The sequence below is a fragment of the Halegenticoccus tardaugens genome, assembly GCF_004116405.1.
Classification (GTDB): domain Archaea; phylum Halobacteriota; class Halobacteria; order Halobacteriales; family Haloferacaceae; genus Halegenticoccus; species Halegenticoccus tardaugens.
The window spans coordinates 1-25423 of the sequence record NZ_SDIC01000012.1 but is presented as its reverse complement, the minus strand read 5'-3'; the positions used below and the strand labels follow the sequence as shown (position 1 = coordinate 25423).

The following is a 25423-nucleotide window of genomic DNA, read 5'->3' as shown; positions in this document are numbered from 1 at the left end:
GTGCCGGTGCCCCGAAGTCGTACTCGTTCTCCCGTCGCCGACGGGATCAGTCCCACGTCACCCACAGGAGGAAGGCGATGCCGGCGGTTTCGAGGACGTGCAGCGCCATCATCGCCTGCCAGGCGATTCGGGGCACTTCGGTCGCGAACCACCCCGACAGCGTCGAATCGAAGAGATAGAAGTAGAACGCGAGGGCGTTCTCGGCGAGCAGAAACAGCGCGAAGAGCAACAGCCCGAGCGTGTGCTTCGAGCGGAGTTCTGCGTAGTTGCGAACCCAGACGTAGCTGAGCGTCAGGAGAAACAGCACGTTCAGTCCGGCGGCGACCCGCGCGACGTCGAACCAGACGCTCATCTCACCCTCCATTTCCCGCGAGCGTTCATATACGCTTTCCCAAATCTCTCCATAGTGTGCTCCCCTCGGCGCATCTCAGTCCACCTGCTCCGTGATCGTCTCGACGATCTCCCAGTGGTGCCGGAGTCGGTCGCTCGGGAGATACACCGCGCCGTACCCGTCGCCGCTGTTTTGCACCATGTCGTTGTCCATCAACACGTCGAGGTGATGGCGGATGGTCTTGTAGTCGAGATCGAGGTCCTCGGCGAGCTGGTTGGCGTTCCGCGGGCGCTCGTCGAGCGCCCGCAGCACCCGAACGCGGTTCTTACCGCCCCGCGTTCCGGTCAGCACGTACCAGAGGACTGCCTCCATCGATCGGTACAATAGACCGAAATCACCTAAGCGCATCGACGTCGAACTGCGCTTCTCGGCGGCGCGCTTCTCGGCGTCGACGACGCGAACCGATCGCGCCGGTCGACCGCCGAGTTCGATCGGCCGGACCGACCGACGGTCACGTCGTGAACAGGTCGCTCCCCTCGGGGATTTCGAACAGTCCCATCCGGACGCCGGCGTCGAGCCACCCGTACCCGTACGAGAAGGACGCGAGCGCGTTCACCGGATCGCCGGTCTCGCGAAAGTGCCGCCCGTCGTCGAGGTACGATTCGGCCATCTCGCGGCACTCCGCGGCGGCCCCCCCGAGCGGCGTCCCGGGCGGGGCGGCCGCCTCGGCTTCGTCGAGCGCGGCGGCGAGTAACTCGCCGTACCGGTCGGTCTTCTCTTCGAGATCGGCGGCCATGTCGCGACCGTCGCCGCGACGGGGGGTAAGCGCTTCGACGTCGCGCCGGGTTCGGTACCGGAGGGCGGTCGCCGCGGACCGAAATTGCGGCACGTCCGCGGGACAGCGCAAGTTAAATACCCGCTCGGTCGCAACCGGTGACATATGACTGAGAACGCTCGGAGCGCCGCCGGTTCCGAGGCGGGCGACGGGATCGTCGAGCACCGGAAGCTCATCGTCGCCGGCACGGGTATCGCCGGACTCACGGCGGCCATCTACGCCGCGCGGTCGAACAACGACCCGCTCGTCTTCGAGGGCGACGAGCCGGGCGGACAGCTCACGCTGACGACGGAGGTGGACAACTATCCCGGCTTCCCAGAGGGCATCTCCGGTCCGGAGCTCATAAACGACATGAAGTCCCAGGCGAAGCGCTTCGGCGCGGAGGTCGAAAACGGCGTCCTCGAAACCGTTCGGGACGACGGACGCCCGTTCCGCGTCGAGCTCACGAACGGCGACGTCTACGCGGCCGACGCGGTCATCGCGGCGTCGGGCGCGAGCGCCCGAACGCTCGGCGTTCCCGGCGAGGAGACGATGATGGGCTACGGTCTCTCGACGTGTGCGACCTGCGACGGGGCCTTCTTCCGCGACGAGAAGATCGTGGTGATCGGCGGCGGCGACGCCGCGATGGAGGAGGCCTCCTTCCTCACGCGCTTCGCCTCGAAGGTGTACCTCGTCCACCGACGCGAGGAGTTCCGCGCCGAGGACTACTGGATCGACCGCGTGATGGAGAAGGTCGACGACGACGAGATCGAACTGCTGTTGAACACGGAGGTGACGGAGATCCACGGCACGCAGGAGGAGGGCGTCGACCGCGTCACGATGGTACGCCACCCCGAGGGCCACCCGACGGCGAAGCTCGACGACCCCGAGACCGAGGAGTTCGATTTCGAGGCGGGCGCGGTGTTCTACGCCATCGGCCACACGCCGAACACGGACTATCTCGCCGACACCGGCGTCGAGATGGACGCGGAGGGGTACATCCGGACGAAGGGCGGCGCGGGCGGCGGACAGACCGAAACGGACGTCCCCGGCATCTTCGGCGCGGGCGACGTCGTCGACTACCACTACCAGCAGGCGGTGACCGCGGGCGGCATGGGCTGTAAGGCCGCCATCGACGCCGACGAGTACCTCGAATCCCTCGACCGGACGAGCGCGGAGGCGGGCGAATCCGCAGCGGCGGAGTCGGACGACTGAGCGGTCGTCACCGCGAAGGTGGGACGACTGAGCGGTCGTCACCGCGAAGGTGGGACGACCGAACGGCGAACGCCGTGAGGGTGAGACGACCGAGCGGTCGTCACCGCGAAGGTACGACGACCGAACGGCGTCGGTTCGGGGGCGAGAATAGCCGCGAACGTCCGGTAGAACGACGGACGGGGCGCTCGGACGCGTCATCGACGACGACAGTCGTATATACGCTCGGAAGCTATCCGGCGTATGAGTCTCGTCACCCGGATCGTCGGCGCGAACTGGCGCTGTAAGAGCTGTGGACGGGAATACTGGGCCAACAGGCGGCAGTGCGGCAACTGCGGAAGCACCGTTTTCGTCCCCGTGAACTGACCGGAGCGGGGCCTCGGTCGATCGCCGGAGTCGCGTCTTCGGGCGGTCTGCGAACGCGACGCTCGTCGTTCACGAATCCCTGAGAGTCGGTACTTTGTTGGCTCGTCGGCGCGTGCGTCCGCACATGCACGGCTCCGCCCTCCTCGCGCTCGCGTCGCCGATCCAGGTGAGCGAAATCGCCGGGATTCCGCCCGGTGAGCTGTTCGCGCTGCTTCTCGCGGCCGGATTCGCCATCCTCGTGGGGCGCGTCCTCCTCTCCGTCGCGAGCTTCGTTTTGGGCGTCGCGTGGCGCGTCGTCACCGTGGCCACGGTGGCCGCGGGGGTGCTGTTTCTGGTCTCGACGCTCGTCCCCGGTTTCCCCTGAGCGACCGGGGCCGAGAAGGATCCACAGATCCTTGTGTCCTCTCGCCCAACCTGAACTATGGTAGACACGGAAACCTACACGATCGAAGGGCCCGACGGCGACACCGACGCGTTCGATCTGCCGGCGGGGCTCGTCGACGTGCTGTCGGAGCAGGGAGAAAACCCCGCGGCGGTCGTCGGCGACGTCGCGCTCCTCTCGTTCGTCCAGCGCGCGCACACGGTCGTCCACCACGCCGAGGGGGACGTCCCGGCGGATCTGGCGGAGATCAACGACGTCGCGGAGGAACTGTTCGAAGAGCGGTTCGGTGTCTCGTTCGGCGAGGCGACCGGACACCAGCACTGAAACGGCGGACGGATCGCGGGTCAGAGAAACGCGAGCGGAACCATGAGCGCGAAGCCGACGGCGAGCCCCGAGAGGAGCTCCCGCCTGCCGCCGCCGGGGAGGGTTCGACCGAGGTCGAGCGCCTCCGGGATGAACTCCGAGGCGACGAGGTAGATCATCGCGCCCGCGGCGAAACCGAACCCGGCCGCGACGAGGTCGCGCGCGACGCTGACGAAATAAAAGGCGACCACCGCGCCGATCGGCTGGGGGAGGCTGGAGAAGACGGCCCACCAGACGAGCTTCCAGTTCGACACGCCCATGGCGCGCAACGGGATCGAGACGGCGACGCCTTCGGGGACGTTGTGGATGGAGATGGCGACCGTCATGAACGCGGCGAGGACGGGCACCGCGACGCCGAACGCCGACACGCTGTCCGCGCCGACCAGTCCGAAGTCGGCGAACGAGACGCCGACCGCGACCCCTTCCGGGAAGCTGTGGACGGTCAGGACGCCGAGGATCAAGAGCAGCTTCCGGTAGCTCGCCTCCTCGTACTTCCGCGGGTGCACGTCGTATCCCTCGACGACCGCGTGGGCGACGATCACGAGCGCGACGCCCGCGACGAAGCCGACCGCGAGATCGAACGGCGTCCCGTTCGCGAGCCCCTCCGTGAGGAGTCCGAACACCGACGCGGAGAGCATGATGCCCGACGCGACGCCCCAGAGGACGACGTTCCACCGGGCGTTCAGGTCGTCTACGAAGAAAAACGGGATCGCCCCGACGCCCGTCGCGAGCGCGGTGAACAACCCGGCGACGAACACGAAGGCGAGTTCGAAAAGGACGACGTTCACCCCGCGTCCCCCGCGACGGACGACGATTTCAATCGTTCAAACCGAGAGACTGCATCGGGATTCGTCCGTGATTCGTGGCGCTGGTCGGTCACGCCCGTTCTTAGGTGGTCTACAACTAAATGGGTTCCCGGAGTACGCCAGTCCGGCGATGGCATTCAAACACGCAACCACGGACGGCGGGGTGTCGTCATGATCGAAGCGCTCGCGGCGGTTCCGCTCCAGTCGGGGGGCGGAGTCCTCTGGTACGCGATCGTGTTCTTCGTCCTCGCCATCTTGGCGGGGTTGGCGGGCTTCCGAGGCGTCGCCGGCCTGACCATGGAGATCGCGCGCATCCTCGTGCTCGTCTTCCTGGTGCTGGCGGTCCTCTCGCTGCTGTTGTAGCGGCCGACGCGGGCGGCCGGACTGGCTCGAATCACACCGTGCCGGCGCGGTGCCCGCCGGGACGACCCGGCGGATCCTTCGCTGTCGCCGTTTTCGAACCGCGAGAATTATCGGAGAGGACGAGCGTAGACCTCGGTATGCACCCACGTGCCGAGGAGTTCGAAGAGCGCGTCCGCGAGGAGCACGGGCTGGAGATCGAGGTTCGCGAGTTCGCCGACGGGACGAAAACCGCGGCCGACGCCGCCGCGGCCGTCGGCTGCACCGTCGGACAGATCGCGAGCAGTCTCGTCTTCGAGGCCGACGGCGACGCCGCGGTCGTCGTCGCGAGCGGCGCGAACCGCGTGAGCGAGGAGAAACTCGCCGCGCGGCTCGGCGTCGATCCGACCTCGGTGTCGATGGCCGACGCCGAGACGGTGAAGTCGGTCACGGGCTGGGCCATCGGCGGCGTCCCACCGCTGTGTCACGCCGGCGACCCGCCCGTCCTGTTCGACGAGACGCTCGGGGAATACGACGCGGTCTGGGCCGCCGCCGGAACGCCGACGGCGGTGTTCCCGATCGACCCCGAGACGCTCCGGCGGTGTGCGGACGCCGAGTCCGTCGACGTGGCCGAGTGAACGAACCGGAGCGGACGGAACGCGCCACAAACGATTTTAGGGTCGAGAACGAACGAGGATTCGACTGATCGAATTCTCGCGTGTCGCGACGGTCGAACGACACCTGAGATGGCGACGATCGCGACCGCTGCGTTCGAGGGCAAACACTATATTCTAAGAGGCAAAAGGATAGTTTAGATGGGTCAAATATTTGGGGGCGAGGATGTCCGAGATACTTGATATATTCGTCGGCTCCGTTCGGGACGGTTTCATTCAGGTCAGCGTGTTCGTCGCGGTGACGGTGCTCCTGTTCAGTTACGCCCAGTACCGGACGGACGGACGGCTGGTGCGACGGTTGGAGGAGAACAAGCGGGCGCAGCCGCTCGTCGGCGCGCTCATGGGGCTCACGCCGGGGTGCGGGGGGGCGATCGTCATAATGCCGCTGTACGTCCGCGGGAGCGTGAGCTTCGGCACCGTCGTCGCGACGCTCATCGCCACCGCGGGCGACTCCGCGTTCGTCATCCTCGCGCTGGCCCCCGAGGCCGCGCTGTACGCTTACGGCCTCGCATTCGCCGCCGCCGTGATCTTCGGCTACGCGATCGACTGGTTCGGCATGGGCGTCTCGCGCATCGATCGGGCCGTCGGTCGGATCGGGCGGACGGCCACCGACGGCGGCTTCGCAACCCCGCCGGTCGGCAGTCAGGTCCACCACTACGAGGAGGCGCAGGGGTGCGGGTGCGAGGGCTGCGAGGAGCCGACCCGCGATTCGCCCCTCATGGAGGCGCTGAGCAGAGCCGCGCTCGGATTCTGGTGGCTCGCCGCGATCGGCGGCCTCGCCGTCGGCGTCGTCTTCCTCGCCATCGGCGCGCCCGACGTCCCCATGGTCGCGGAGGTGAGCTTCGCCGGCGCGTTCACCGTCTTCGGGATCGTCGGGACCGTGCTGTCGTTCTACCTCTACTTCGTCGGCCGGCGCTACATCGGCCACGGCCACGTCGGGCGGGCGCGCGACACCTTCGGGAACGTCTACGAGACGTTGACCCACGCGGCGATGGAGACCTCCTTCGTCACCGTCTGGGTCATCGCCGCCTACCTCCTCTACGAGTACGGGATCCTCGTCACCGGCGCGAACATGCAGGCGTTCGCCGCCGCCGCGGGCGTGCTCGCGCCCGTTGGCGCGGCGGCCGTCGGCGTGATCCCCGGCTGCGGGCCGCAGATCGTCCTCGCGACGGCGTACACGCAGGGCGGGATTCCCTTCTCCGCGCTCGTCGCGAACGCCATCAGCCAAGACGGCGACGCGCTGTTCCCGCTCATCGCGATCGACAAGCGCGCGGCGATCGTCGCCAGCATCTACACGACCATCCCCGCGCTCGTCGTCGGCGTCGGACTCCACCTGCTGTTCGGTCCGATGTTCGGCTTCGGGGTGCTCGGCGGGTGACCGACGCGCCCGCGGGCGGGGCCGAGACGGGGGACGAGAACGACGGGGGCGGCGGAACGATCCGCGTCTGGCTCGTCGAGCGGACTTACTCCGACGACGAGCAGAACGTCGTCATCCTCGTGTACGCGACGCCCGACGGGGAGCGCTACCTCCGCAAGGAGCGCGCCCTGACGAGCTTCGACGACGCGAGGGACACGACCGCCGCGGTCGACGCCGACCCGGGCAACCTCGGCCGCGTCGAGGACGCCGAAACGCGGGAAGCGTACGCCGCGGCGGCCGAGCGAACGCGCGCGAAGCGCGACCCGAACGACGTGCTATAGGGCCCGGCGACGCGCCGTGCGGCGCGGCGAATCGAACGCCGACGCGGGTTCCGACCGGAGGTTTATATATCGAGCGGTTGGAGATATCCAAAGATGCAAGCGTGTACCACGGACGTCGGCGCAGACGTGCGTAACGCCCCGGGAGGAGCCGGCGGATTCGTCTCTTCATGCGGTTATTAGACGACCCGCAGCGGCGAGGACTCGCCCTGATCGTCGCGGCCTCCGCGCTCCTCGTGCTGGCGTTCGGCGGGAGCTGGGCGCTCGCCGCGGACACGACCGTCATCACGCCGGAGGGCGAGGACGCCGGAACCACGCTCGTCGGCGTCCAGGGACCGGGCCCGGACGGGAACGTGACGGCGATCGACGGCGACGGCAACGTCTCGTGGTCGAAGGGCGGGACGATCGGCTACCTGGACGTCACGTACCTCGACAACGGGTCGGTGCTCGCGGCGTTCGCCGACGGCGGCTATGGGGAGTGCGGACCGTACGAACCGCCGTGCAAGCGGACCGGCGTGCACATCATCAGGCCGGAGCCCGAACCGCGCGTCGTCGCCGAGTGGAGCTACCCCGTCCGGACGCGCAAGGACAGCGAGGTCCACGACGCGGAACCGTTGCCGTCCGGCGAACTGCTCGTCGCGGACATGGAGTACGAGAGCGTCTACGCGGTAAACACTTCGACCGGCGACCGCTCGTGGACGTGGAACGCGAGCAGCTACTACGAGCCGCCCCCCGATCCGACCCGGGAGGACTGGCTGCACATCAACGACGTGGATCGCATCGGCGACGAGCGTTACCTCGTGTCGGTCCGCAACACCAACCAGCTTCTCGTCCTCGAACGCGAGGAGGGAGACGACGGGGCGCGGGTCGTCGAGGTGATAAACGAGGACCGCGATCCGGACGTGCTGAACGAACAGCACAACCCGCAGTGGCTCGGCGACGGCGCGGTGGTCGTCGCAGACTCGGAGAACGACCGCGTCGTCGAACTCCACCGCAACGACGCGGGCGAGTGGGAGGTCGCCTGGGCGCTCACGGAGGCGAACGGGATTCCGTTCGACTGGCCGCGGGACGCCGACCGCCTCCCCAACGGGAACACCCTCGTCACCGACAGCCGGAACGACCGCGTCGTCGAGGTCCGCCGCGACGGCAGCGTCGTCGCGAGCTACGAGGTGCGGTCGCTCCCGTACGAGGCGGACCGCGTCCCCGTCGGCGAATCGGCCGGGGGGCCGTACGAGACGACGTCGGATCCGATAGAGGACGCGCCGCACGACCGCGACGTTCCCGTGCTATCGACGCTGCTCGACGCGCTCCACCACGTCGTTCCGGTCCCGTACTGGGTATCGGAGCTACACCTGTCGGTGACGGCGCTCACCCTCGGCCTGTACGCGTGGGGCGGGCGGCTCCTGCTGAAAGGGTAGCCGGATTCCGGACCGCCGATCGGTTTTGGACGATTTTTCGACCGACTGGCGCCTGCTGACACGATCCGTGAGACGCGGCACACACCCAGATTTATGCGGAGACGGCGGCAAATCTCGGGCGATGGGAGAGTTATCCGAGTTGTTCGCGCCGGGACGGGTCGCCGTCGTCGGCGCGACAGAGCGCGAGGGGTCGGTCGGTCGCGCCATCATGGACAACCTCGTCTCCGACTTCGCCGGCGAGGTCGTGCCGGTCAACCCCAACTACGACGAGGTACTGGGACTGCCCTGCGTCCCGGACGTCGGCGACGCCGACGCCGACCTCGCCGTCGTCGTCGTTCCGCCGAAGATCGCCGTCGAGGCGGTCCGGCGGGCCGGCGAGGCCGGCGTGCGGAACGTCGTCGTCATCACCGCCGGCTTCGGCGAGACGGGCGCAGCGGGAGCGAACCGCGAGCGAGACCTCACCGAGGTCGCGGACGAGTACGACCTGAACCTGGTGGGTCCGAACAGCCTCGGGATCATGAGCACGCCGAACGGCATGAACGCCACGTTCGGCCCGGAGAACGCGGAACCGGGGTCGATGTCGTTCATGAGCCAGTCGGGCGCGTTCATCACGGCCGTCCTCGACTGGGCGAACGACGAGGGCATCGGCTTCAAGGACGTGGTCTCGCTCGGCAACAAGGCCGTCCTCGACGAGGCGGACTTCGTCCGCGCGTGGGGCGACGACCCCGACACCGACGTGGTGATCGGCTACCTCGAAGGGATCGAACACGGCCGCGACTTCATCGACGCCGCCCGCGAGGTGACGCGGGACACGCCGATCGTCCTCGTGAAGTCCGGTCGGACGGACGCGGGCGCGCAGGCCGCCTCCTCGCACACCGGCACCATCGCCGGCAGCGAACAGGCGTACGAGACCGGGTTCGATCAGGCGGGCGTCATCCGGGCGAACTCCGTGCAGGAGCTTTTCGACTCGGCGCAGATGCTCGCGAACCAGCCGCTCCCGGAGAGCGACGACGTCGCGGTCGTCACGAACGCGGGCGGCCCCGGCGTCATGTCGACCGACGCCGTGGGAGAATCGGGGCTCTCGATGGCCTCCTTCTCCGAGGAGACGCTCGAAACCTTCGGCGAGACGCTCCCCGAGGAGGGGAACATCTACAACCCGGTCGACATCGTCGGCGACGCCGACAACGATCGCTTCCGCGAGGCGCTCGACGTCGCCCTCGCGGACGAGAACGTCGGCACCGCTCTCGTGCTCTCGTGTCCGACGGCCGTCCTCGACTACGAGGAACTCGCCGAGGCGACCGTCGATCTGCGCGAGAAACACGGCAAGCCGGTCGCCGCCTGCTTCATGGGGGGCGAGCGCGTCGACGAGGCCGCGTCGGTCCTCCAGGAGGCCGGGATCCCGAACTACTTCGACCCGTCCCGGGCCATCGAGGCGCTCGACGCGCTGCGGCGGTACCGCGAGATCGCCGGGCGCGAGTACGACGAGCCGACCGAGTTCGACGTCGAGCGCGAGCGCGCCCGCGAGATCCTCGAGAGCGTCCGGGGGCGCGACGACAACCGCCTCGGCGTCGAGGCGATGGACCTCCTCTCGGCGTACGGGATCGAGACGCCCGCGGGCGAGATCGTCGACTCCGCCACCGACGCGGAGACGGTCGCCGAGGAGATCGACGGCCCGGTCGTGATGAAGATCGTCAGCCCGGACATCCTGCACAAGTCCGACATCGGCGGGGTGAAAGTCGGCGTCGCGGACGAGGACGTCTACGACGCCTACGAGGACCTCGTCACCCGGGCGCGCAACTACCAGCCCGACGCGGCCATCCTCGGCGTGCAGGTGCAGGAGATGGTCGACCTCGATGCGGGCGTCGAAACCATCGTGGGAATGAACCGCGATCCGCAGTTCGGCCCGCTCCTCATGTTCGGTCTCGGCGGCATCTTCGTCGAGGTCCTCGAAGATACGACGTTCCGGGTCGCGCCCGTCTCCGAGCGGGAGGCCCGGGAGATGACGGAGGAGATCAAGACCGCGCCGCTTCTGCGCGGCGCTCGCGGCCGCGACCCCGTCGACCGCGAGGGCGTGGTCGAGACGATCCAGCGCCTCTCGCAACTCGTCGCGGACTTCCCGGCGATCCTCGAACTGGACATCAACCCACTCGTCGCGACGCCGGACGGCGTGCGGGCGGTCGACGTGCGGCTCACCGTCGACCCCGACGAACTATGACCACTCCCGACAACGATCAGCCATGAACACGCTACTCGTCACCTCGACCCAGGACAGCACCGGAAAAACGGCGATCTCGATCGCGCTCGGCCTGCTCGCGAAGGAGCGCGGCCTCGACGTCGGCTACATGAAGCCGAAGGGGACGCGCCTGCAGAGCAAGGTCGGCAAGACGCTCGACCAGGACCCGATGCTGGCGCGCGAACTGCTCGGCCTCGACGCCGAAATACACCAGATGGAGCCGATCGTCTACTCGCCGACGTTCGTCGACGGCGCGATCCGCGGCCAGGAGAGCGGCGACGAACTCGCGGAGATCGTCCGCGAGTACTACGAACAGCTCTCCGCCGGCAGCGACCTCATGCTGATCGAGGGGGCCGGCCGCTACACCACCGGCGGCATCATCGACCTCACCGACCCCGACCTCGCCGACCTGCTCGACGCCGAAGCGGTCCTCGTCACGGACTACAGCCAGCCGAGCGACGTGGACGACGTGCTCGCCGCGGCGGCGGACTTCGGCGACCGACTCGCGGGCGTGCTGTTCAACCGCGTCCCCGACGCGGCGTACGAAGAGCTGGAGACGGACGTGGTGCCGTTCCTCGAAACCCGCGGCGTCACCGTCCTCGGCGTCCTGCCGCGAAAGCGCGAGCTGGCGGGGATCACCGTCTCCGACCTCGCGGGCGAACTCGGCGCGGAGGTCGCGACCGACGCGCCGACGGACGGGTTCGTCGAGCGGTTCCTCGTCGGCGCGATGGGCGGCGACGAGGCGCTCCGGTATTTCCGCCGCACGAAGGACGCCGCGGTCATCACCGGCGGCGACCGCTCCGAGATCCACACGGCCGCGCTCGAAGCGCCCGGCGTGAAGTGTCTCATCCTCACGGGCGGCCACCGACCGCCGAGCGCCGTGCTCGGCAAGGCGGAGTCGAAGGGCGTACCGGTGCTCCTCGTCAACGCGGACACGATCACCGCCATCGACCGCGCCGAGGAGGTCGTTCGGGGCGGACGGACGCGCGACGAGCGGACGGTCGACCTGCTCCGCGACCTGCTCTACGAACACGCCGACGTCGACGTGCTCGTCGGCGCGCCGGCGGCCGAGAACTCCGACGAGGCGCTCGCCGACAGCGGCGAAGACGACGAAGAGAGCGCCTGACGCGACGCGTCGAGGACCGAGACCGTTTTTCCGCGTCCGAGCCCCGCGCGTCCGAGCGACGGATCGCGGGCGCGTCGCGTTCGGCCCGCCGGACGGCGACAGGGAAACGGGCTTATGCCGTCGCGGACGAACACCGAGTAATGGGGGAGCCCCTCGAAGTGGTGGTCGTCGGCGACGACGAGTGGACGGGGCGGCTGTGCGACTCGCTCGGGCGCGACCACGGGTTCGCCGTCGTCGCCGTCGAGAACGAGGGCGACGTCGTCGGGTCGCTCTCGTCGACGACGGACTGCGTCGTCGGCGACGGACTGTTCGACGCCGCGGGACTTGCGACCGTCGAGTCGATCCGCGAGCGGCGGGCGGCGCTTCCGGTCGTGCTGCTCCACCGGTCCGGCGACGAGGCCGGCCGCGCGCTCGACGCGGGCGCGGACCGCTGCGTTCGGCGCGTCGGCGACGCGGCCGACGTCGCGGCCGAACTCGCCGCCGTGATCCGGGACGCGGTCGACGCGTACGCCGCGGCGCGGACGCTCCCCGGCGAAACCGACCTCGTCGGCGACGCGCTCGACACGCTGTCGGACGTCTTCTTCGTGTTCGGACTCGACGGCTCCTTCCTCCGCTGGAACGATCGACTCCCGGCCGTCACGGGGTACGGCGATGACGCCATCGCGGAGATGGCCCCGACCGACTTCGTCGCGCCCGAGGACGTCGACGCGATCACCGTGGCGATCCAGCGGGTGATGGAGGAGGGGCAAGCGCAGGAGCGCGCGGACCTGCTCACGACCGACGGCGAGCGGATTCCCTACGAGTTCACCGGGTCGCTGCTCCGGGACGAGGCGGGTGCGCCCGTCGCCATCTGCGGCATCGGCCGCGACATCACGGAGCGCAAGCGTCGAGAGCGCGCCCTCGAACGGCAGGCGGAGCGGCTGGAGACGCTGAACCACGTCAACGCCGTCATCCGCGACGTGAACGAGGCGCTCGTCCGGGCGTCGACCCGCGAGGAGATCGAACGGGCGGTCTGCGAACACCTCGCCGCCGAGGAGCCGTACCGGTTCGCGTGGATCGGCGAGTTCGACTTCTCCGGGGGGCGCGTCGAACCGCGCGCGTGGGCCGGCGTCGAAGACGGCTACCTCGACGCTCGCTCGAACGCCGGGGACGGGAGCGACGAGCGCGTGACGGCCGCGACGGCGGTACGCGAGGGGACGGTCATCGTCGAGCAGAACATCGCCGACGACGTCGCGGCCGGATCGTGGCGGGAGGCGGCGCTCGAACGCGGGTACCGGTCGGCGGCGGCGATCCCGTTGACCTACCGCGACGCGACGTACGGCGTCCTCTGCGTGTACGCGCCGCGGTCGAACGCCTTCGACGAGACCGAGCGCGCGGTGCTCGCCGAACTCGGCGAGACGATCGCCTACGCGATGTGCGCGGTCGAACAGCGTCGCGCGCTCGTGACCGACTCCGTCGTGGAGTTGACCGTCCGGTTCGACGGCGACGGCTCGGACCCGGCACCGTTCTTCGTCGAGTCGTCGGCGTCGACCGACGCGACGGTGTCGCTCGAAGGCGTCGTCGAGGGATCCGACGGATCGCTGGCGGAGTTTCTCACCGTCGACGACGGATCGGCGGACGCCGTGATCGACCTCGTCGGGACGCGCGGCGGCGACGCGCGACGCGTCGCCGAGTACGACGGCGTGACCGTGCTCAGGGTTTCGACGCCCGCCCGGTCGGTCGCCTCGCTCGTGGCCGACCACGGCGGCGTGCTCCGCGACGCGTCGGCCGACGAGGGCGTCGGCGAGATCAGGATCGAACTGCCCCAGCGGGCGGACGTGCGGACGATCATGGACGCGATCCGCGGGCGGTACCCGGGCGCGGAACTGCGCGCACAGCGCGAGCGCGAGCGGACGAGCACGCGCGGGCTGGAGTTCCGCGACGCGTTCGACGGGACGCTCACGGACCGACAGCGCGAAGTGCTCGAAACGGCGTATTTGGCGGGGTACTTCGAGTGGCCCCGCGGCAGCACCGCCGAGGAGGTCGCGGCGTCGCTCGACATCTCCCCGCCGACGTTTCACGAACACATCCGCCGGGTGCAGAACAAGCTTCTCGGGGCCTTCTTCGGACGCGGCGACGGCGACGAGTAGCGCCGACGAGGGAGAGTTTCGAACTCCGTGCCGCGCTCGTCGACCGATCGACTCGGCCGTCGACACCTCCCACGACTGTTCCGCTCGGCCGACAGTTACGAACCCTAACTGGTTAGGATAGTCGTTTTTATCATTCTATTTGATAATTCACATCGCAATGGCGAACAATGATGGGAAACCATCCAGAAATAAACGGCGGTTCGGCCTCTCGCGGCGGGCGTTCCTCCGGTCGTCGGGCGCGGTCGTCGGCACGGCTTCTCTCGGCATCGGGAAAATCGACGTCGTCGGGGCGTCGGAGGCGACGGGCGGGCCATTTCTGAACTGGCGCGCTCGCGAGGCGGGCCACGCGTGGGATCGCGGGTACCGCGGTCGGATCGATCGGACGGTCGCGCTCACCGACAGCGGTCTCGACGCCCGTCACCCGGACCTCGGGCCGTGGAACGGCGTCCGCGCCGTCACTCGCGACGGCGAGTTCGTCCTGACGACGGATTCAGCCGACGCGGTCGATCGGGTCGAACTCGACGAAGCCGAGTCGTTCTCGGGGACGATCGGGCCGGGGACGTTCCTCGCGCCGGAGACGGAGCGACACGAGGTTACGGCCCCGACGGAGGCGTCGGAGCTCCGGGCCGAACTCTCGTGGACCGCGGGCGAGGTGAACGACCTCGAATTCTACGTCGAGACGGCCGACGGCGAGCGCATCGCCACCTCGGCCACGGCGGAGGTTCCGGAGGTCGTCCGGACCGACGTCGACGGCGGCGAGACGTACGCTTTCGTCGTCGAGACGTACGTCAACGTCGCGACCGACTACGCGATCGACGCGACCTACTACCGGTACGAGGGCACCCCGACGGAGTACGCGGGCGACGTGTTCGCGGGGGCCGAGGGGGAGATTCGCCCGTATACGGCGAAAACCGTCGGCTGGTACAACGAGAGCGACCGGTACGGCGAGTACGACGAGCCGCGCGACGGCAACGGTCACGGGACGCACGTCGCGTCGATCATGGCCGGCAGCGGTCGGGCGAGCGCGATCGATCCCGCGACGGTGACGGAGGACGAGCCGCGGACGACGCTCGCGCTCGGGGACGCGCTCACCTACGAGGTGTCCGCGCGGGCGGGCACGGGCGTCTACGCCTCCGCGTACGGCGACTTCGTCGAGATTCGCATCGAGGGTCCCGATGGCGAGGAACTGGCGGCCTCCACCGTCGGGGTCGACGACACGAGCGAGTGGGACAACAACGTCGTCGACGCGCCGACCGTCCACGACGAGGGCGAGGCGACGTACGCGGTCCACGTCACGCCGTACGACGGCGAGATCCTGACCGCGGCTCGCGTCGAGCGCGTGAGCGTCGGCGCGTTCTACCGCGAGGACGAGACCGTCGGCGATCGAACCGCGGACGGCGACGCGAGCGTCCACGCGGGGCTGGCTCCGAACGCCGGCATCGTCGGCCTGCAGGGGCTCAGCGGCGCGACGCAGGACCTGGCCGACTACGCCGACGAGTTCGCGGCCGCGTTCAACCTCCGGGCGGTCAACATGTCGTGGGGGTACGTCGGCGGCGCGCCGCTCGGCGCGGCCGGCGGCCTGCTGGCCGCCGACCCCTCGCTCGTGAAGGACATCGCCTCGGCGGGGATTCTGGTGTCGGCGTCGGCGGGCAACAGCGCGACCCCGGCCAACTCCGGCGGCCCGGCGCTCGCCGACGAGGCGATCTCCGTCGTCGCCACCGGACCGCTCGACGGCATCGCCTCGTACTCCAGCGGCGGCCTCGCGGCGTACGACGAGGACGCGGAGACGGCGTACAGAAAGCCGGACGTGACCGCGCCGGGCGGCACGGTGACGGACCTCGCGCGCGCCGCGGAGAACGGCGACCCGGACGCGTCCGAGGACGGGGAGACGCCGATCCGCGACTACACGGGGAAGTCCGGTACGAGTATGGCCGCGCCCTACGTCACGGGCGCGGCAAGTCTCCTCGCGCAGGCAATGGAGGAGGACGCGCCGGGGTCCGTCGCGCTCCCGGAACCCGCGGACGCGGGGCTGGACGACGCGCTCCGGTTCAAGCAGGTGCTCCTCGCCACGGCGACGGAGACGGCGTTCACGGCCGCGCCCTACCACCGCGCCCACGCGCCGACGTACGATTTCGGCGGCCGCGACCCCTACGAGGGGTACGGCCGCGTGAACCCCGGCGCGGCGGTCGACGCGGTCGTCCGCGAACTCCCGATCGGCGAGACGATCCGCGGCGTGGTCGGCCTGAACCTCCCGGCGGACGAGCGGGCGGTCGCGGGGTACGTCGACGCCGACGCGGGGATCTACGAGGTCGACGTGGCGGTCAGCCACCTCTCAGGGGCGAACGAGGGCGCGGTCGAGGGCGATCCGCACGTCGACCTGTTCGTCTACGACCTCGAAGCGCCGGCCGACCACGGCGAGCCGAACGTCGTCGCCCGGACGCAGGCGCTCGCAGGGGAGGGCTCGCTCTCCGTCGCAACCGAGAGCGGCGCGTACGCCGTCGTCGCGAAGCTCGTGAACGTTCCCGGCGCGGTCAACGGCTACGACGTGCAGGTCCACCTCGACCTGACCGTCGCGGAGACGCAGGGATTCCTGGCGTCCGGTACCCGCGAGGACGACGCCTCCGTCTTCACCGGCGGGCAGACGAACCGGATCGACGTCTCGGTCGAGGCGACGGAGGCCGTCGTGATCCGCGACGTCGTCCCGGCCGAGTGGACGGTCCTGACGGAGCACTCCGACGACGTTTCGCGGGTCGAAGACGCGGGCGACGTGCAGTACGTCCACTTCGAGGCGGGACCGTCCGACGAACCCGCCGCGACCTACTTCGCCGAAGCGCCGACCGACCCGGAGGAGAGCGGCGAGTACGTCTTCGGCCCGCTCGCGGCCTCAGCCGACGGCGGCGACACCTGGGTCCAGCTCGACGGCACGAGCGACGCGAACGTCGTGCTCGGGCAGGGCACCTGACGCGCCGCGAATCGCACAGACACGCAATCGACGAACCACACACCACACGAATGACGGACCGCACGAAGTTCACGACGCTCACGAGACGAACCGTACTCAAAACGACCGGCGCGGCCTCGCTCGCCCCCTTCGCGGGCGTCGCGAGCGCCGGCGGGCTCTCCGACGTCGTCGACGATACCCTGGACGCCGCGAGCGACGCGCTCCAGGAGGCGCTCGTCGTCTTCGCGTCCAACGACGACGTCGACCGCCTCGGTGCGCTCGACCTCGCCGAGGGCTACCTCGCGTTCGAGGTGCTCCCCGTCGGGTACGCGACGCTCACCGGCGCGCAGATCGAAACCGTCGCCGGGTGGCCCGAGGTCCGGCGCGTGCAGGCGAACCGCGAACTGGAGTACTACAACGACGACGGCCGCGAGGTGACCGGCGTCGAGACGGTCCAATCGGCGGACGGCTACACCGGCGAATCGGCGCACGCGGTCGTCATCGACAGCGGCGTCGACGGCGACCACCCGGATCTCGCCGACGCCATCGACGCGAACTACCAGTGGGCCGGCAACCCCCTCGGCGATCCGACGCTGTGGGTCGACGCCGGTCCGGCCGACACCGACGAGATCGGCCACGGGACCCACTGCTCCGGCACCGTCGCCGGCGACGGGAGCGCGAGCGACGGGCGGTTCCGGGGGATGGCCCCCGACGCGACGCTCACGAGCTACTCGACCGGCCTCGCGATCACGATCCTGAAGGCGGCCGCGGCGTACGACCACATGCTCGCGAACGGCGACGGCGAGACGTACCAGGTCGTCTCGAACTCCTACGGCGCGTCGAGCGGCGAGGACTTCGACCCCGACGACGCGCTCAGCGTCGCGACGTGGCACGCGCTCGACGCCGGCATCCTCCCCGTGTTCGCCGCCGGCAACGACGGCGACGACTACGGCACGCTCAACGACTACGCGAAGGCCCCGCACGTCCTCGGCGTGGCGGCGACGCGGGACGACAAATCCGTCACCGACTTCTCCTCGCGCGGCCGCGAGGACGACAACCACGACCGCGAGACCGCCCACCGGAACCTCGAAGCGTACTACGACGGCGACGGCGGGGACGACCCGCTCGGTCTCTACCGGCCGGGCGTGGGCGCGCCGGGCAACGAGATCGTGAGCACGATGTCGCCCGACGACCCCCTGCAGGCGCAGAGCGCCGACGACGGCCGCCTCTACTACGCGACCATCAGCGGGACGAGCATGGCCTGCCCGCACGCGACCGGGATCGCGACGCTCGTCGTGGACGCCTACCGGGAGAACCACGGCGCGTTCCCCGATCCCCTCGACGTGCTCAACACGGTCGAGGCCGAGGCGTACGACGCCCGCGACGGCTACGAACCGGCGAGCGTCGGCGCGGGCTTCGTCGACGCCGCGGCCGCGGTCGAACGCGCCGAGGCCGACGCGCTGGCCGGGTTCGATGACGTGACGCTCGTGGACTGATCACAAACCGATCTTTGAACCATGATGGACGACTCGAACGCGGACGGACGCACCGATCGATTTACCGAGGTAGACATTGACAGGCGTGACTTCGTCAGGCTCGCGGCGGCGACCGCCGGCGCGCTCGCGCTCCCGGGGAACGCCACGGCGGACGTGTCCTCGGACGCGACGACGACGGACTACGAGTACGTCGTCAATCACACGCCGGACGATTTCGCGGTCCCGACGCTCGTCACCTTCGCGGACGAGTCGGGGGTCGAGGAGTTCGACTCCCTCGTCTCCGACGCGGTGACGACGCTCGCCCCCCGGCCGGCTGGACACGCTCGGCTCACGGCGACCGAGGCGGCGGCCGTCGCCGAGATCCCCACCGCCGAGGAGCTGTCGCACTCGCCGGGGTCGAACCCGTTCTGGCGGCTCGGCTACTACCCGTTCGGGGTGTTCCCCGAGCCGGAGCGGAGCGTCGACTTCGTCGACTTCGAGCAGCTGATCGACGGGCTGACGCGCCTCGAATCGGAGCACGGCGATCGCCTTCGGGTGTACTCCATCGGGGAGAGTCCCGGCCACTACAACGAGGTGTCCGCTCGGCCGGATCCAAAGGACGTCTACGTCGCGGAGGTGACGAACGACGTCGGGGACGATGACGCCTTCCGACGGAAGGAGAAGGTCTTCTACAGCCTCTCGCTGCACGGGCTCGAACGCGCCGGCGCGGAGGCCGGATCGCGATACGTAGAGCGTCTGCTTCGCGGCGAGGATCCGGAGACCGAGGAGTTGCTCGACGACCTCGTGTTGATCTTCTGTTACACCAACCCGGACGGCTGGGTGGCGAAGCATCCCCAGTACGAGAGCGGGTGGCAACTGCTCGGACCCGACGAGGGCGCGCCGGTCGCCCCGTTCTACGAGCGCGGGAACGCGGGGGTGTACGACACGAACCGGCAGTATCCGACGGTCGGGTGGATCGACCCGGCTCACTACCCGGGCGAACCCGACGACCCGGCGGAGCGGTCGCTGGAGCGCGTGACCGACGCGCTGGCGATCGTCGAGCACTTCCGGGAGTACGAGAGCCTGAACTACGGCGCGGACCTCCACGGGATGTTGAACTCCAAGGAGTTCGTGCTGGGACTGATCAGCCAGGATCAGTTCGACACCCGCGACCTGCACGAGCTGTACGAGATGAACCGCGTCATCGACGAGACGCTGGAGGACGCGCTCGAAACGTGGGTGACGGCCGGCGAGTTCCAGGAGGCCGTCACCGGCGGGACGAATCCCGCACCCCTCGGCTTCGGGACGCTCCCGGAACAGGCGTACGACTACAGCACCATCTGGGACACCATCGGGTACACCGTCTCCGGGGCGATGGGCGATTGGATGGCCCACCCGGAGGAACTCGGTGGGCTCGGTATGACGACGATGGACTTCGAGATGGCGTACTCGCACATGGTCGGGTCGAACGCGTTCGATCCAGAACTGGTCGAGATGCAGGTGACCGGCTACGTCACGGCGATTCGGACGGTCGCCGACTACGCGGTCGCGAACAGCGACACGCCGAACACCGACGACGAGTTCGAGGCCGTCGTCGAGGCGGGCGGCGAGTCGACCGCCTACGTCGTCGCCGACGCGCTCACCCGATCGTCCGACGACCTCTCGTTTCGCTCGGACGACGGCGGGGACGGAGAAACGGCGGTCGACCACACCGTACACAGAGAGCGCGTGGCGGCCGAGGGGAAGCGCTCGACGACGTTCGAGGTCGAATCCGGCCTCCACACGCTCTCGATCCACGTGCACGGACACGAGGCGCTGTTGCGGACGGAGTTGCTCGATCCCGACGGGGCGGTCGTCCGGTCGTTCGACCCCGACGGTGAGCACGCCGCCGGCGGGCGGTGCTGTAGCGGTCCCGGGTGGATCGTAACCGAGCCCGAGGCCGGGACGTGGACGGTTCGCGTCGAGAACCTGATCGACGCCGCGGAGCAGGTCGACGTGCGGGTCGCGACGCTCGCCGCGTCCGGCTCGAACCCCGATCCGCGGGACGCTCTCGGGTACGAACAGCGCGACTACGAGGTAACGCCGCTTCGCTTCTTCGAGGACTACGAGGACGCCGTCGCGGACGGCACGGTCGACCCGGTGACCGTCGCGGAGGTAAAGGAAGGCGCGCTCTCCGCGTACGACAACGCCGTCGTCATCCACGACGAGGGGCTGGACGACGCCGACTACGTCGCCGCACTCGACGACTTCGTCGAGAACGACGGAACCCTCGTGCTGACGGACGCGGGGGTTCGCTCCCTCGGCGCGATGGAGAACGATCTCGCGCGTTCGATCGCCGAGGACGACGTCGTCGACGCGGCGTTCTACGTCGCCCACCTCGAAGAGAAGGACCTCGACCACCCGATGCTAGAAGACGCGCGGCCCGTGCAGAAGACGCTCTGGAAGATCGCGCCGCTCGGCTACTCGACGGACGACGAGGCCCCGATGACGCTCGTCGACGAGGAGGCGTTCAGGCTCGCGGCCGCCTCGGGAGGGACCGTGGCGGCGATCGCCGCCACGACCGACGGGGCGGTCTCCGCCGGCTCGCTCACGCGGAGCGAGGGCGACGGAACCGGGATTCACGTGATCGGCGGGCTGTTGCCGCCGGCGTCGCAGTCCAACCTCCATCCGTTCGGCCTGCTGGATTACGCCGTCTCGTTCCTCGGCCAGCTCGCGCTGACGAACGCGCTCGGCTTCAGACAGGTCCGTCGAACCGGGACGGAAGAGCGGACCTTCGGCAGCGGTTCCTTCGAGGTCGACCCGGCCGAGCCCCCCTTCACCGTCTCCGGAACCAGGGAGGACGACGGATCGACGTTCACCGGCGGGCAGACGAACCGCGTGGACCTGGCCGTGGACCCATCGCTGGAGGCCGCCGTCCGCGACGTCGTTCCGTCGGAGTGGACGGTTCTCGAAGCACACTCCGACGACGTCGAACGAGTCGAGGAGACCGAGGACGGACTGTACGTCTACTTCGAGTCGACCGCCGCGGCGGACGACGAGACGCACTACACGTACTTCGCCGAAGCGCCGGACGAACTGACAGAGACGAACGCGTACGAGTTCGGCCCCGTGGAGGTGTCTGTCGACGGCGATCGATGGGTGCCGGTCGACGGAACGACGGATTCGAACGCCGTCGCGGGCGTGGAGACGTAACGGGCTCCGACGGCGGGGTCCAGCGAACCGGCGCAGTTCACTCCGCGGGACGCGGCGCTTCGAGGTCGGCGAGCGGGATCGTCGAGTACTCGATTGCGACGACGTCCCGCACCGCGCGCGCGTCGCCGACGAACGCCGACACGTCCTCGATCGGTCCTTCGAGGACGAAAAGCTCCGCGCAGTACCGCTCGCCGACGTGCGCGTGGGCGTTCGATCGAACGACCCCGTCGTGGGCGTGGCGGAGGCGCGACAGCCGCGTTTCGACGCTCACGGACCCGTAATCGAAGATGACGGTCAGCGTACAGACGTGCGTTCCGTCCCCGCATTTCTCCGGCGCGAACTCGTCGAGGAGGGTCCGCGCCCCCCTTCGGACCACCTCGCTCCGTCCGCCGTATCCGTGTTCCTCCGCGTAGGCGTCGAGCCGATCCACGAGCGCGTCCGGCATCGAGATGCTGACGACGACCATATAACAACTAGTTCCTTATCGATAATAGAAATTATTATGATTTTGTAGTGGAATCGTAATAAATACTATTAAGTGAAGTTATTTTCATAATCAGCGTATGCCGTCTCGCACGGACCCGATTCCGGTGACAGTTCTGAGTGGCAGCCTCGGCGCGGGGAAGACGACCGTGTTGAACCACGTGCTGAACGTCGAGCGCGAACTCGACGCCGCCGTCGTGGTGAACGACATGGGCGAGGTGAACGTCGACGCCGACCTCGTCGAGCGCGAGTCCGAGCTCACGCAGGAAGACGAGGAGATCATCGAACTCTCGAACGGCTGCATCTGCTGTCGCCTCCGCGGCGACATGCTCGACGAGGTCGGGCGGCTCGCCGAGCGGCGCGACTTCGACTACCTGCTCGTCGAGTCGTCCGGGATCAGCGAGCCGATCCCGGTCGCGCAGACGTTCGCGCGGGGGTTCGAGGACGCGTCGTTCGACCCGACGGGCGTCTACGAACTCGACACGATGGTGAGCGTCGTCGACGCCTACAGCTTCTGGAAGGGGTTCGACTCCGGGCGCGCGCTGACGGACGAGGCGGTCGAACCCGACGACGCTCGCGTCCCCGAGGAGGTGCTCATGGACCAGATCGAGTTCTGCGACGTGCTCGTGCTCAACAAGTGCGATCTCGTCCCCGACGAGGAGCTGGCTGAGATCGAGGCGACGATCCGGGCGCTGCAACCGCGCGCGAAGGTCCTCAGGACGGAGCACGGTCGGGTCGACCCCGACGAGATTCTCGACACCGGGCGGTTCGACTTCCAGCGCGCGAGCCAATCCGCGGGCTGGAAGCGCGAGCTACAGGAGGGCCACCACCACGACGACGCGGCCGCGGAACACGGCGTCGTCTCGTTCGTCTACGAGCGGGATCGGCCCTTCCACCCCGAGCGGATCGCCGCGCTGCTCCGCGATCTCCCGGACGGCGTCGTCCGGGCGAAGGGCTTCTTCTGGTCGGCCGGCCGCGAGGACGTCGCAATGGGACTCGACAAGGCGGGTCGGTCCGTCAGGGCCGGCCCCGCCGGCGTCTGGCTGGCGACGCTCCCGGAGGAGGAAAAGCGGCGCTACTTCGCCGCGCGGCCGGGCATCGAGGAGGACTGGGACGACGAGTGGGGCGACCGGGGCATCCAGCTCGTCTTCATCGGTCGGCAGGTCGACGAGGAAGCGCTCGCGTCGGCGCTCGACGACTGCCTCCTCACGGAGGAGGAGATGGACGAAGCGTGGGACGACTTCTCCGACCCCTTCTCGCCGGAGGGACAGCGCGAGCTAGCGCTCGCGGACGATTGATCGCCGGTATGACGAGCGATTCGAAGATTCCGGTGACGGTGCTGAGCGGAAGTTTGGGTGCGGGGAAGACGACGACGCTCAACCGCCTGCTCACCCTCGAGGACGGCCGCGACGTCGCGGTCGTGGTGAACGACGTGGGGGAGGTGAACGTCGACGCCGACCTCGTCGAGCGGCGGGCGGACCTCCCCGGCGGGGAGAGCCGCGTCGCCGCCCTCTCGAACGGCTGCATCTGCTGCGGTCTGCGCGGTGAGCTCCGGACCGAACTCGTTCGACTCGCCCGCGAGTACGAGTTCGACTACCTCCTCGTCGAGGCCTCGGGGATCGGCGAGCCCGCGCCGATCGCGCGGGTGTTCGCCGGCCGCGGTCCCGCGGCCGACCTGTACCGGCTCGACACGACGGTCACCGTCGTGGACGCCCCGCGGTTCCTCCGAGCGTTCGCCGACGGCGACCCCGAGCGCGCCGGCCCCGACGACGGCGGGACGCGCCCGCTCGCCGACCTGCTTGTCGAGCAGGTGGAGTTCTGCGACGTGCTCCTCGTCAACAAGCGCGACCTCGTCGCCGACGAGGACACGGCGGAGGTAGAGCGCCTCCTCCGATCGCTCCAGCCGAACGCGCGCCTCGTCTGGACGGCGTTCGGCGAGGTCGATCCCGGCGAGATCCTCGACACCGGGCTGTTCGACCGGGAAACCGCGAGCAAGTCGGCCGGCTGGAAGCAGGCGCTCGAACGACACGGTTCCGAGGGCGAACGGGACGAAGAGGGCGACCCCGCTGACGCGCGAAATCGCGACTTCGACCACGGCCACGATGACGATCACGGTCACGACCACGGCCACGGCCACGATGACGACCACGACCACCTCCACCCGCCGGAGGAGTACGGCGTTCGCTCGTTCGTGTACGAGCGGAGCCGGCCCTTCCACCCCGGACGGTTCGCCGCGTTGCTCCGCGACCTCCCGGACGGCCTGCTCCGCTCGAAGGGGCTCGTGTGGGTCGCCGGTCGCGAGCGGCTGGCGCTGAACCTCAGTCAGGCGGGCCCGCGGACCCGCGTCGACGTCAACGGCCGCTGGGTGGCGAGCCTCCCCGAGTTCCAGCGCGACGCCTACCGCAGGGCGCACCCCGACGTGCACTGGGACGACGAGTGGGGCGACCGCGAGATCACGCTCGTCTTCATCGGCCGGGGGATCGACGAGGGGGCGCTCGCGTCGGCGCTCGACGATTGTCTCCTCACGGAGGAGGAGATGGACGAAGCGTGGGACGGCTTCGACAACCCGTTCCCGGCCGCCCCCGCGCAGGAGTTGGTCGCCACGGACGCCGGGATCAAAACGAAGCTCTCGACGACGCCATGACCGATCGGACGACGAAACCGGGGTTCGTCCCGGTCGAAGACCGCAGAACGCAGGACGACCACGGACACGACGTGATCGATCCCTTCTACGCGGCGATCGTGACGGTCTCCACCTCGCGCTCGCGCGAGGCGGCGAGCGGTCCCGTCGACGATCCGGGCGGGGACGCCGCCGAGGGGATCCTCCGCGAACGCGGCCACGACGTGACCGTCCGAGAGCTCGTCCCCGACGACTACGCGCGGATCCGGACGACCGTCCAGCGCGCGATCGACCGCCCGGACGTCGACGCGGTCCTCACGACCGGGGGAACGGGCGTCACGGCCGACGACGTGACCGTCGAGGCAGTCTCGGGCGTCTTCGAGAAGACGCTGCCCGGCTTCGGCGAGCTGTTCAGGCGGTTCTCGTACGACGAGGTCGGCACGCGCGCGGTCGCGACGCGCGCCGTCGCGGGGATCGCCCGCGGCGCACCGGTGTTCGTCCTCCCGGGCAGCGCGAACGCGGTCCGGCTGGCGACCGAGGCGATCATCGTCGAGGAGACGCCTCACCTCGCCGGGTTGGCGACGAGCCACCGAAACGACGGCGCGGACGGCGGGGCGGAGAAAGCGCATGACTGACGTGTGCCCGACGCGGAGGCGTAAACGATGACACACCCGACGTGGAGGCGCGAACGATGACGCTGTACGGCGTCGGACTCGGTCCGGGCGACGCGGGCCTCGTGACGGTGCGCGGGCGGGAGGCGCTCCGGCGGGCAGACGTGGTGTACTCGCCGGGGCGGCTCTCGCGGGCGGTCGCGCTCGATCACG

At 69.3% G+C, this 25423-nt stretch carries 24 protein-coding genes; 19 read left to right on the top strand and 5 right to left on the bottom strand.

Features of this window, described 5'->3' with window-relative positions; all coding sequences use genetic code 11:
- Positions 1 to 46: 46 nt before the first annotated feature.
- The 3 genes from C3L37_RS23300 to C3L37_RS23290 all read right to left on the bottom strand — a co-directional run bounded on the left by C3L37_RS23300 (position 47) and on the right by C3L37_RS23290 (position 1127).
- On the bottom strand, positions 47 to 352 hold the full coding sequence (locus C3L37_RS23300) for a hypothetical protein (RefSeq protein WP_129116935.1): 306 nt from the start codon (positions 350 to 352) through the stop codon (positions 47 to 49).
- A gap of 75 nt (positions 353 to 427) precedes the next feature.
- On the bottom strand, positions 428 to 703 hold the full coding sequence (locus C3L37_RS23295; RefSeq protein WP_129116934.1) for an ArsR/SmtB family transcription factor: 276 nt from the start codon (positions 701 to 703) through the stop codon (positions 428 to 430).
- Positions 704 to 842: 139 nt separating this feature from the next.
- A complete protein-coding gene (locus C3L37_RS23290) occupies positions 843 to 1127 on the bottom strand; it encodes a DUF357 domain-containing protein (protein WP_129116933.1) in 285 nt (94 codons plus the stop codon).
- Positions 1128 to 1271: 144 nt separating this feature from the next.
- Between C3L37_RS23290 and C3L37_RS23285 the strand changes: the two genes are divergently transcribed.
- From C3L37_RS23285 to C3L37_RS23275, 4 genes are all read left to right on the top strand, one after another.
- Positions 1272 to 2360 carry an NAD(P)/FAD-dependent oxidoreductase gene (locus tag C3L37_RS23285; RefSeq protein ID WP_129116932.1) on the top strand — a complete coding sequence of 363 codons (1089 nt, stop codon included), beginning with the start codon at positions 1272 to 1274 and terminating at the stop codon, positions 2358 to 2360.
- 240 nt (positions 2361 to 2600) lie between these two features.
- Positions 2601 to 2723, top strand: coding sequence for a hypothetical protein (locus C3L37_RS25490; RefSeq protein WP_267195360.1), 123 nt, complete (start codon positions 2601 to 2603; stop codon positions 2721 to 2723).
- A 124-nt stretch (positions 2724 to 2847) separates the two neighbouring features.
- Positions 2848 to 3087 carry a hypothetical protein gene (locus C3L37_RS23280; protein ID WP_129116931.1) on the top strand — a complete coding sequence of 80 codons (240 nt, stop codon included), beginning with the start codon at positions 2848 to 2850 and terminating at the stop codon, positions 3085 to 3087.
- A gap of 57 nt (positions 3088 to 3144) precedes the next feature.
- Entirely contained in the window at positions 3145 to 3429 is a 285-nt protein-coding gene (locus C3L37_RS23275; RefSeq protein WP_129116930.1) for a DUF7545 family protein, read from the top strand.
- A 20-nt stretch (positions 3430 to 3449) separates the two neighbouring features.
- Here C3L37_RS23275 and C3L37_RS23270 read toward each other — a convergent pair whose 3' ends face one another.
- Positions 3450 to 4256 (bottom strand): ZIP family metal transporter, encoded by an 807-nt coding sequence (locus C3L37_RS23270; protein WP_129116929.1) that lies wholly within the window; start codon positions 4254 to 4256, stop codon positions 3450 to 3452.
- Between the two features lie 189 nt (positions 4257 to 4445).
- On the opposite strand from C3L37_RS23270, the gene C3L37_RS23265 reads away from it, so the two are divergent.
- From C3L37_RS23265 to C3L37_RS23215, 11 genes are all read left to right on the top strand, one after another.
- Entirely contained in the window at positions 4446 to 4637 is a 192-nt protein-coding gene (locus C3L37_RS23265) for a DUF1328 family protein (RefSeq protein WP_129116928.1), read from the top strand.
- Between the two features lie 137 nt (positions 4638 to 4774).
- Entirely contained in the window at positions 4775 to 5251 is a 477-nt protein-coding gene (locus C3L37_RS23260; protein WP_129116927.1) for a YbaK/EbsC family protein, read from the top strand.
- Between the two features lie 202 nt (positions 5252 to 5453).
- Entirely contained in the window at positions 5454 to 6665 is a 1212-nt protein-coding gene (locus C3L37_RS23255; protein WP_129116926.1) for a putative manganese transporter, read from the top strand.
- Positions 6662 to 6985, top strand: coding sequence for a hypothetical protein (locus C3L37_RS23250; RefSeq protein ID WP_394345826.1), 324 nt, complete (start codon positions 6662 to 6664; stop codon positions 6983 to 6985). Before C3L37_RS23255 ends, C3L37_RS23250 begins: the two co-directional genes overlap by 4 nt.
- A 167-nt stretch (positions 6986 to 7152) precedes the next feature.
- A complete protein-coding gene (locus C3L37_RS23245) occupies positions 7153 to 8400 on the top strand; it encodes a hypothetical protein (protein WP_129116925.1) in 1248 nt (415 codons plus the stop codon).
- A gap of 121 nt (positions 8401 to 8521) precedes the next feature.
- Positions 8522 to 10615, top strand: a complete 2094-nt coding sequence (locus C3L37_RS23240) for an acetate--CoA ligase family protein (protein ID WP_129116924.1) — start codon at positions 8522 to 8524, stop codon at positions 10613 to 10615.
- Positions 10616 to 10637: 22 nt separating this feature from the next.
- On the top strand, positions 10638 to 11759 hold the full coding sequence (locus C3L37_RS23235; protein WP_129116923.1) for a phosphotransacetylase family protein: 1122 nt from the start codon (positions 10638 to 10640) through the stop codon (positions 11757 to 11759).
- A gap of 140 nt (positions 11760 to 11899) precedes the next feature.
- Complete coding sequence (locus C3L37_RS23230; protein ID WP_129116922.1) at positions 11900 to 13888, top strand: bacterio-opsin activator domain-containing protein; 1989 nt, start codon at positions 11900 to 11902, stop codon at positions 13886 to 13888.
- 157 nt (positions 13889 to 14045) lie between these two features.
- A complete protein-coding gene (locus C3L37_RS23225) occupies positions 14046 to 16850 on the top strand; it encodes a S8 family serine peptidase (protein ID WP_129116921.1) in 2805 nt (934 codons plus the stop codon).
- 50 nt (positions 16851 to 16900) lie between these two features.
- Complete coding sequence (locus C3L37_RS23220) at positions 16901 to 18325, top strand: S8 family serine peptidase (RefSeq protein WP_129116920.1); 1425 nt, start codon at positions 16901 to 16903, stop codon at positions 18323 to 18325.
- 24 nt (positions 18326 to 18349) lie between these two features.
- Entirely contained in the window at positions 18350 to 21496 is a 3147-nt protein-coding gene (locus C3L37_RS23215; RefSeq protein WP_164974856.1) for a M14 family zinc carboxypeptidase, read from the top strand.
- 37 nt (positions 21497 to 21533) lie between these two features.
- Here C3L37_RS23215 and C3L37_RS23210 read toward each other — a convergent pair whose 3' ends face one another.
- Positions 21534 to 21962 carry a CopG family ribbon-helix-helix protein gene (locus tag C3L37_RS23210; RefSeq protein WP_129116918.1) on the bottom strand — a complete coding sequence of 143 codons (429 nt, stop codon included), beginning with the start codon at positions 21960 to 21962 and terminating at the stop codon, positions 21534 to 21536.
- 97 nt (positions 21963 to 22059) lie between these two features.
- Between C3L37_RS23210 and C3L37_RS23205 the strand changes: the two genes are divergently transcribed.
- The 4 genes from C3L37_RS23205 to C3L37_RS23190 form a co-directional block, all read left to right on the top strand.
- Entirely contained in the window at positions 22060 to 23277 is a 1218-nt protein-coding gene (locus C3L37_RS23205; RefSeq protein WP_129116917.1) for a GTP-binding protein, read from the top strand.
- Between the two features lie 8 nt (positions 23278 to 23285).
- Entirely contained in the window at positions 23286 to 24623 is a 1338-nt protein-coding gene (locus C3L37_RS23200; RefSeq protein WP_129116916.1) for a GTP-binding protein, read from the top strand.
- Positions 24620 to 25234, top strand: a complete 615-nt coding sequence (locus C3L37_RS23195; protein WP_129116915.1) for a MogA/MoaB family molybdenum cofactor biosynthesis protein — start codon at positions 24620 to 24622, stop codon at positions 25232 to 25234. The genes C3L37_RS23200 and C3L37_RS23195 overlap by 4 nt, the downstream gene beginning before the upstream one ends.
- 56 nt (positions 25235 to 25290) lie before the next feature.
- A partial coding sequence (locus C3L37_RS23190; protein WP_228546206.1) for an SAM-dependent methyltransferase occupies positions 25291 to 25423 on the top strand: 133 nt, incomplete at its 3' end.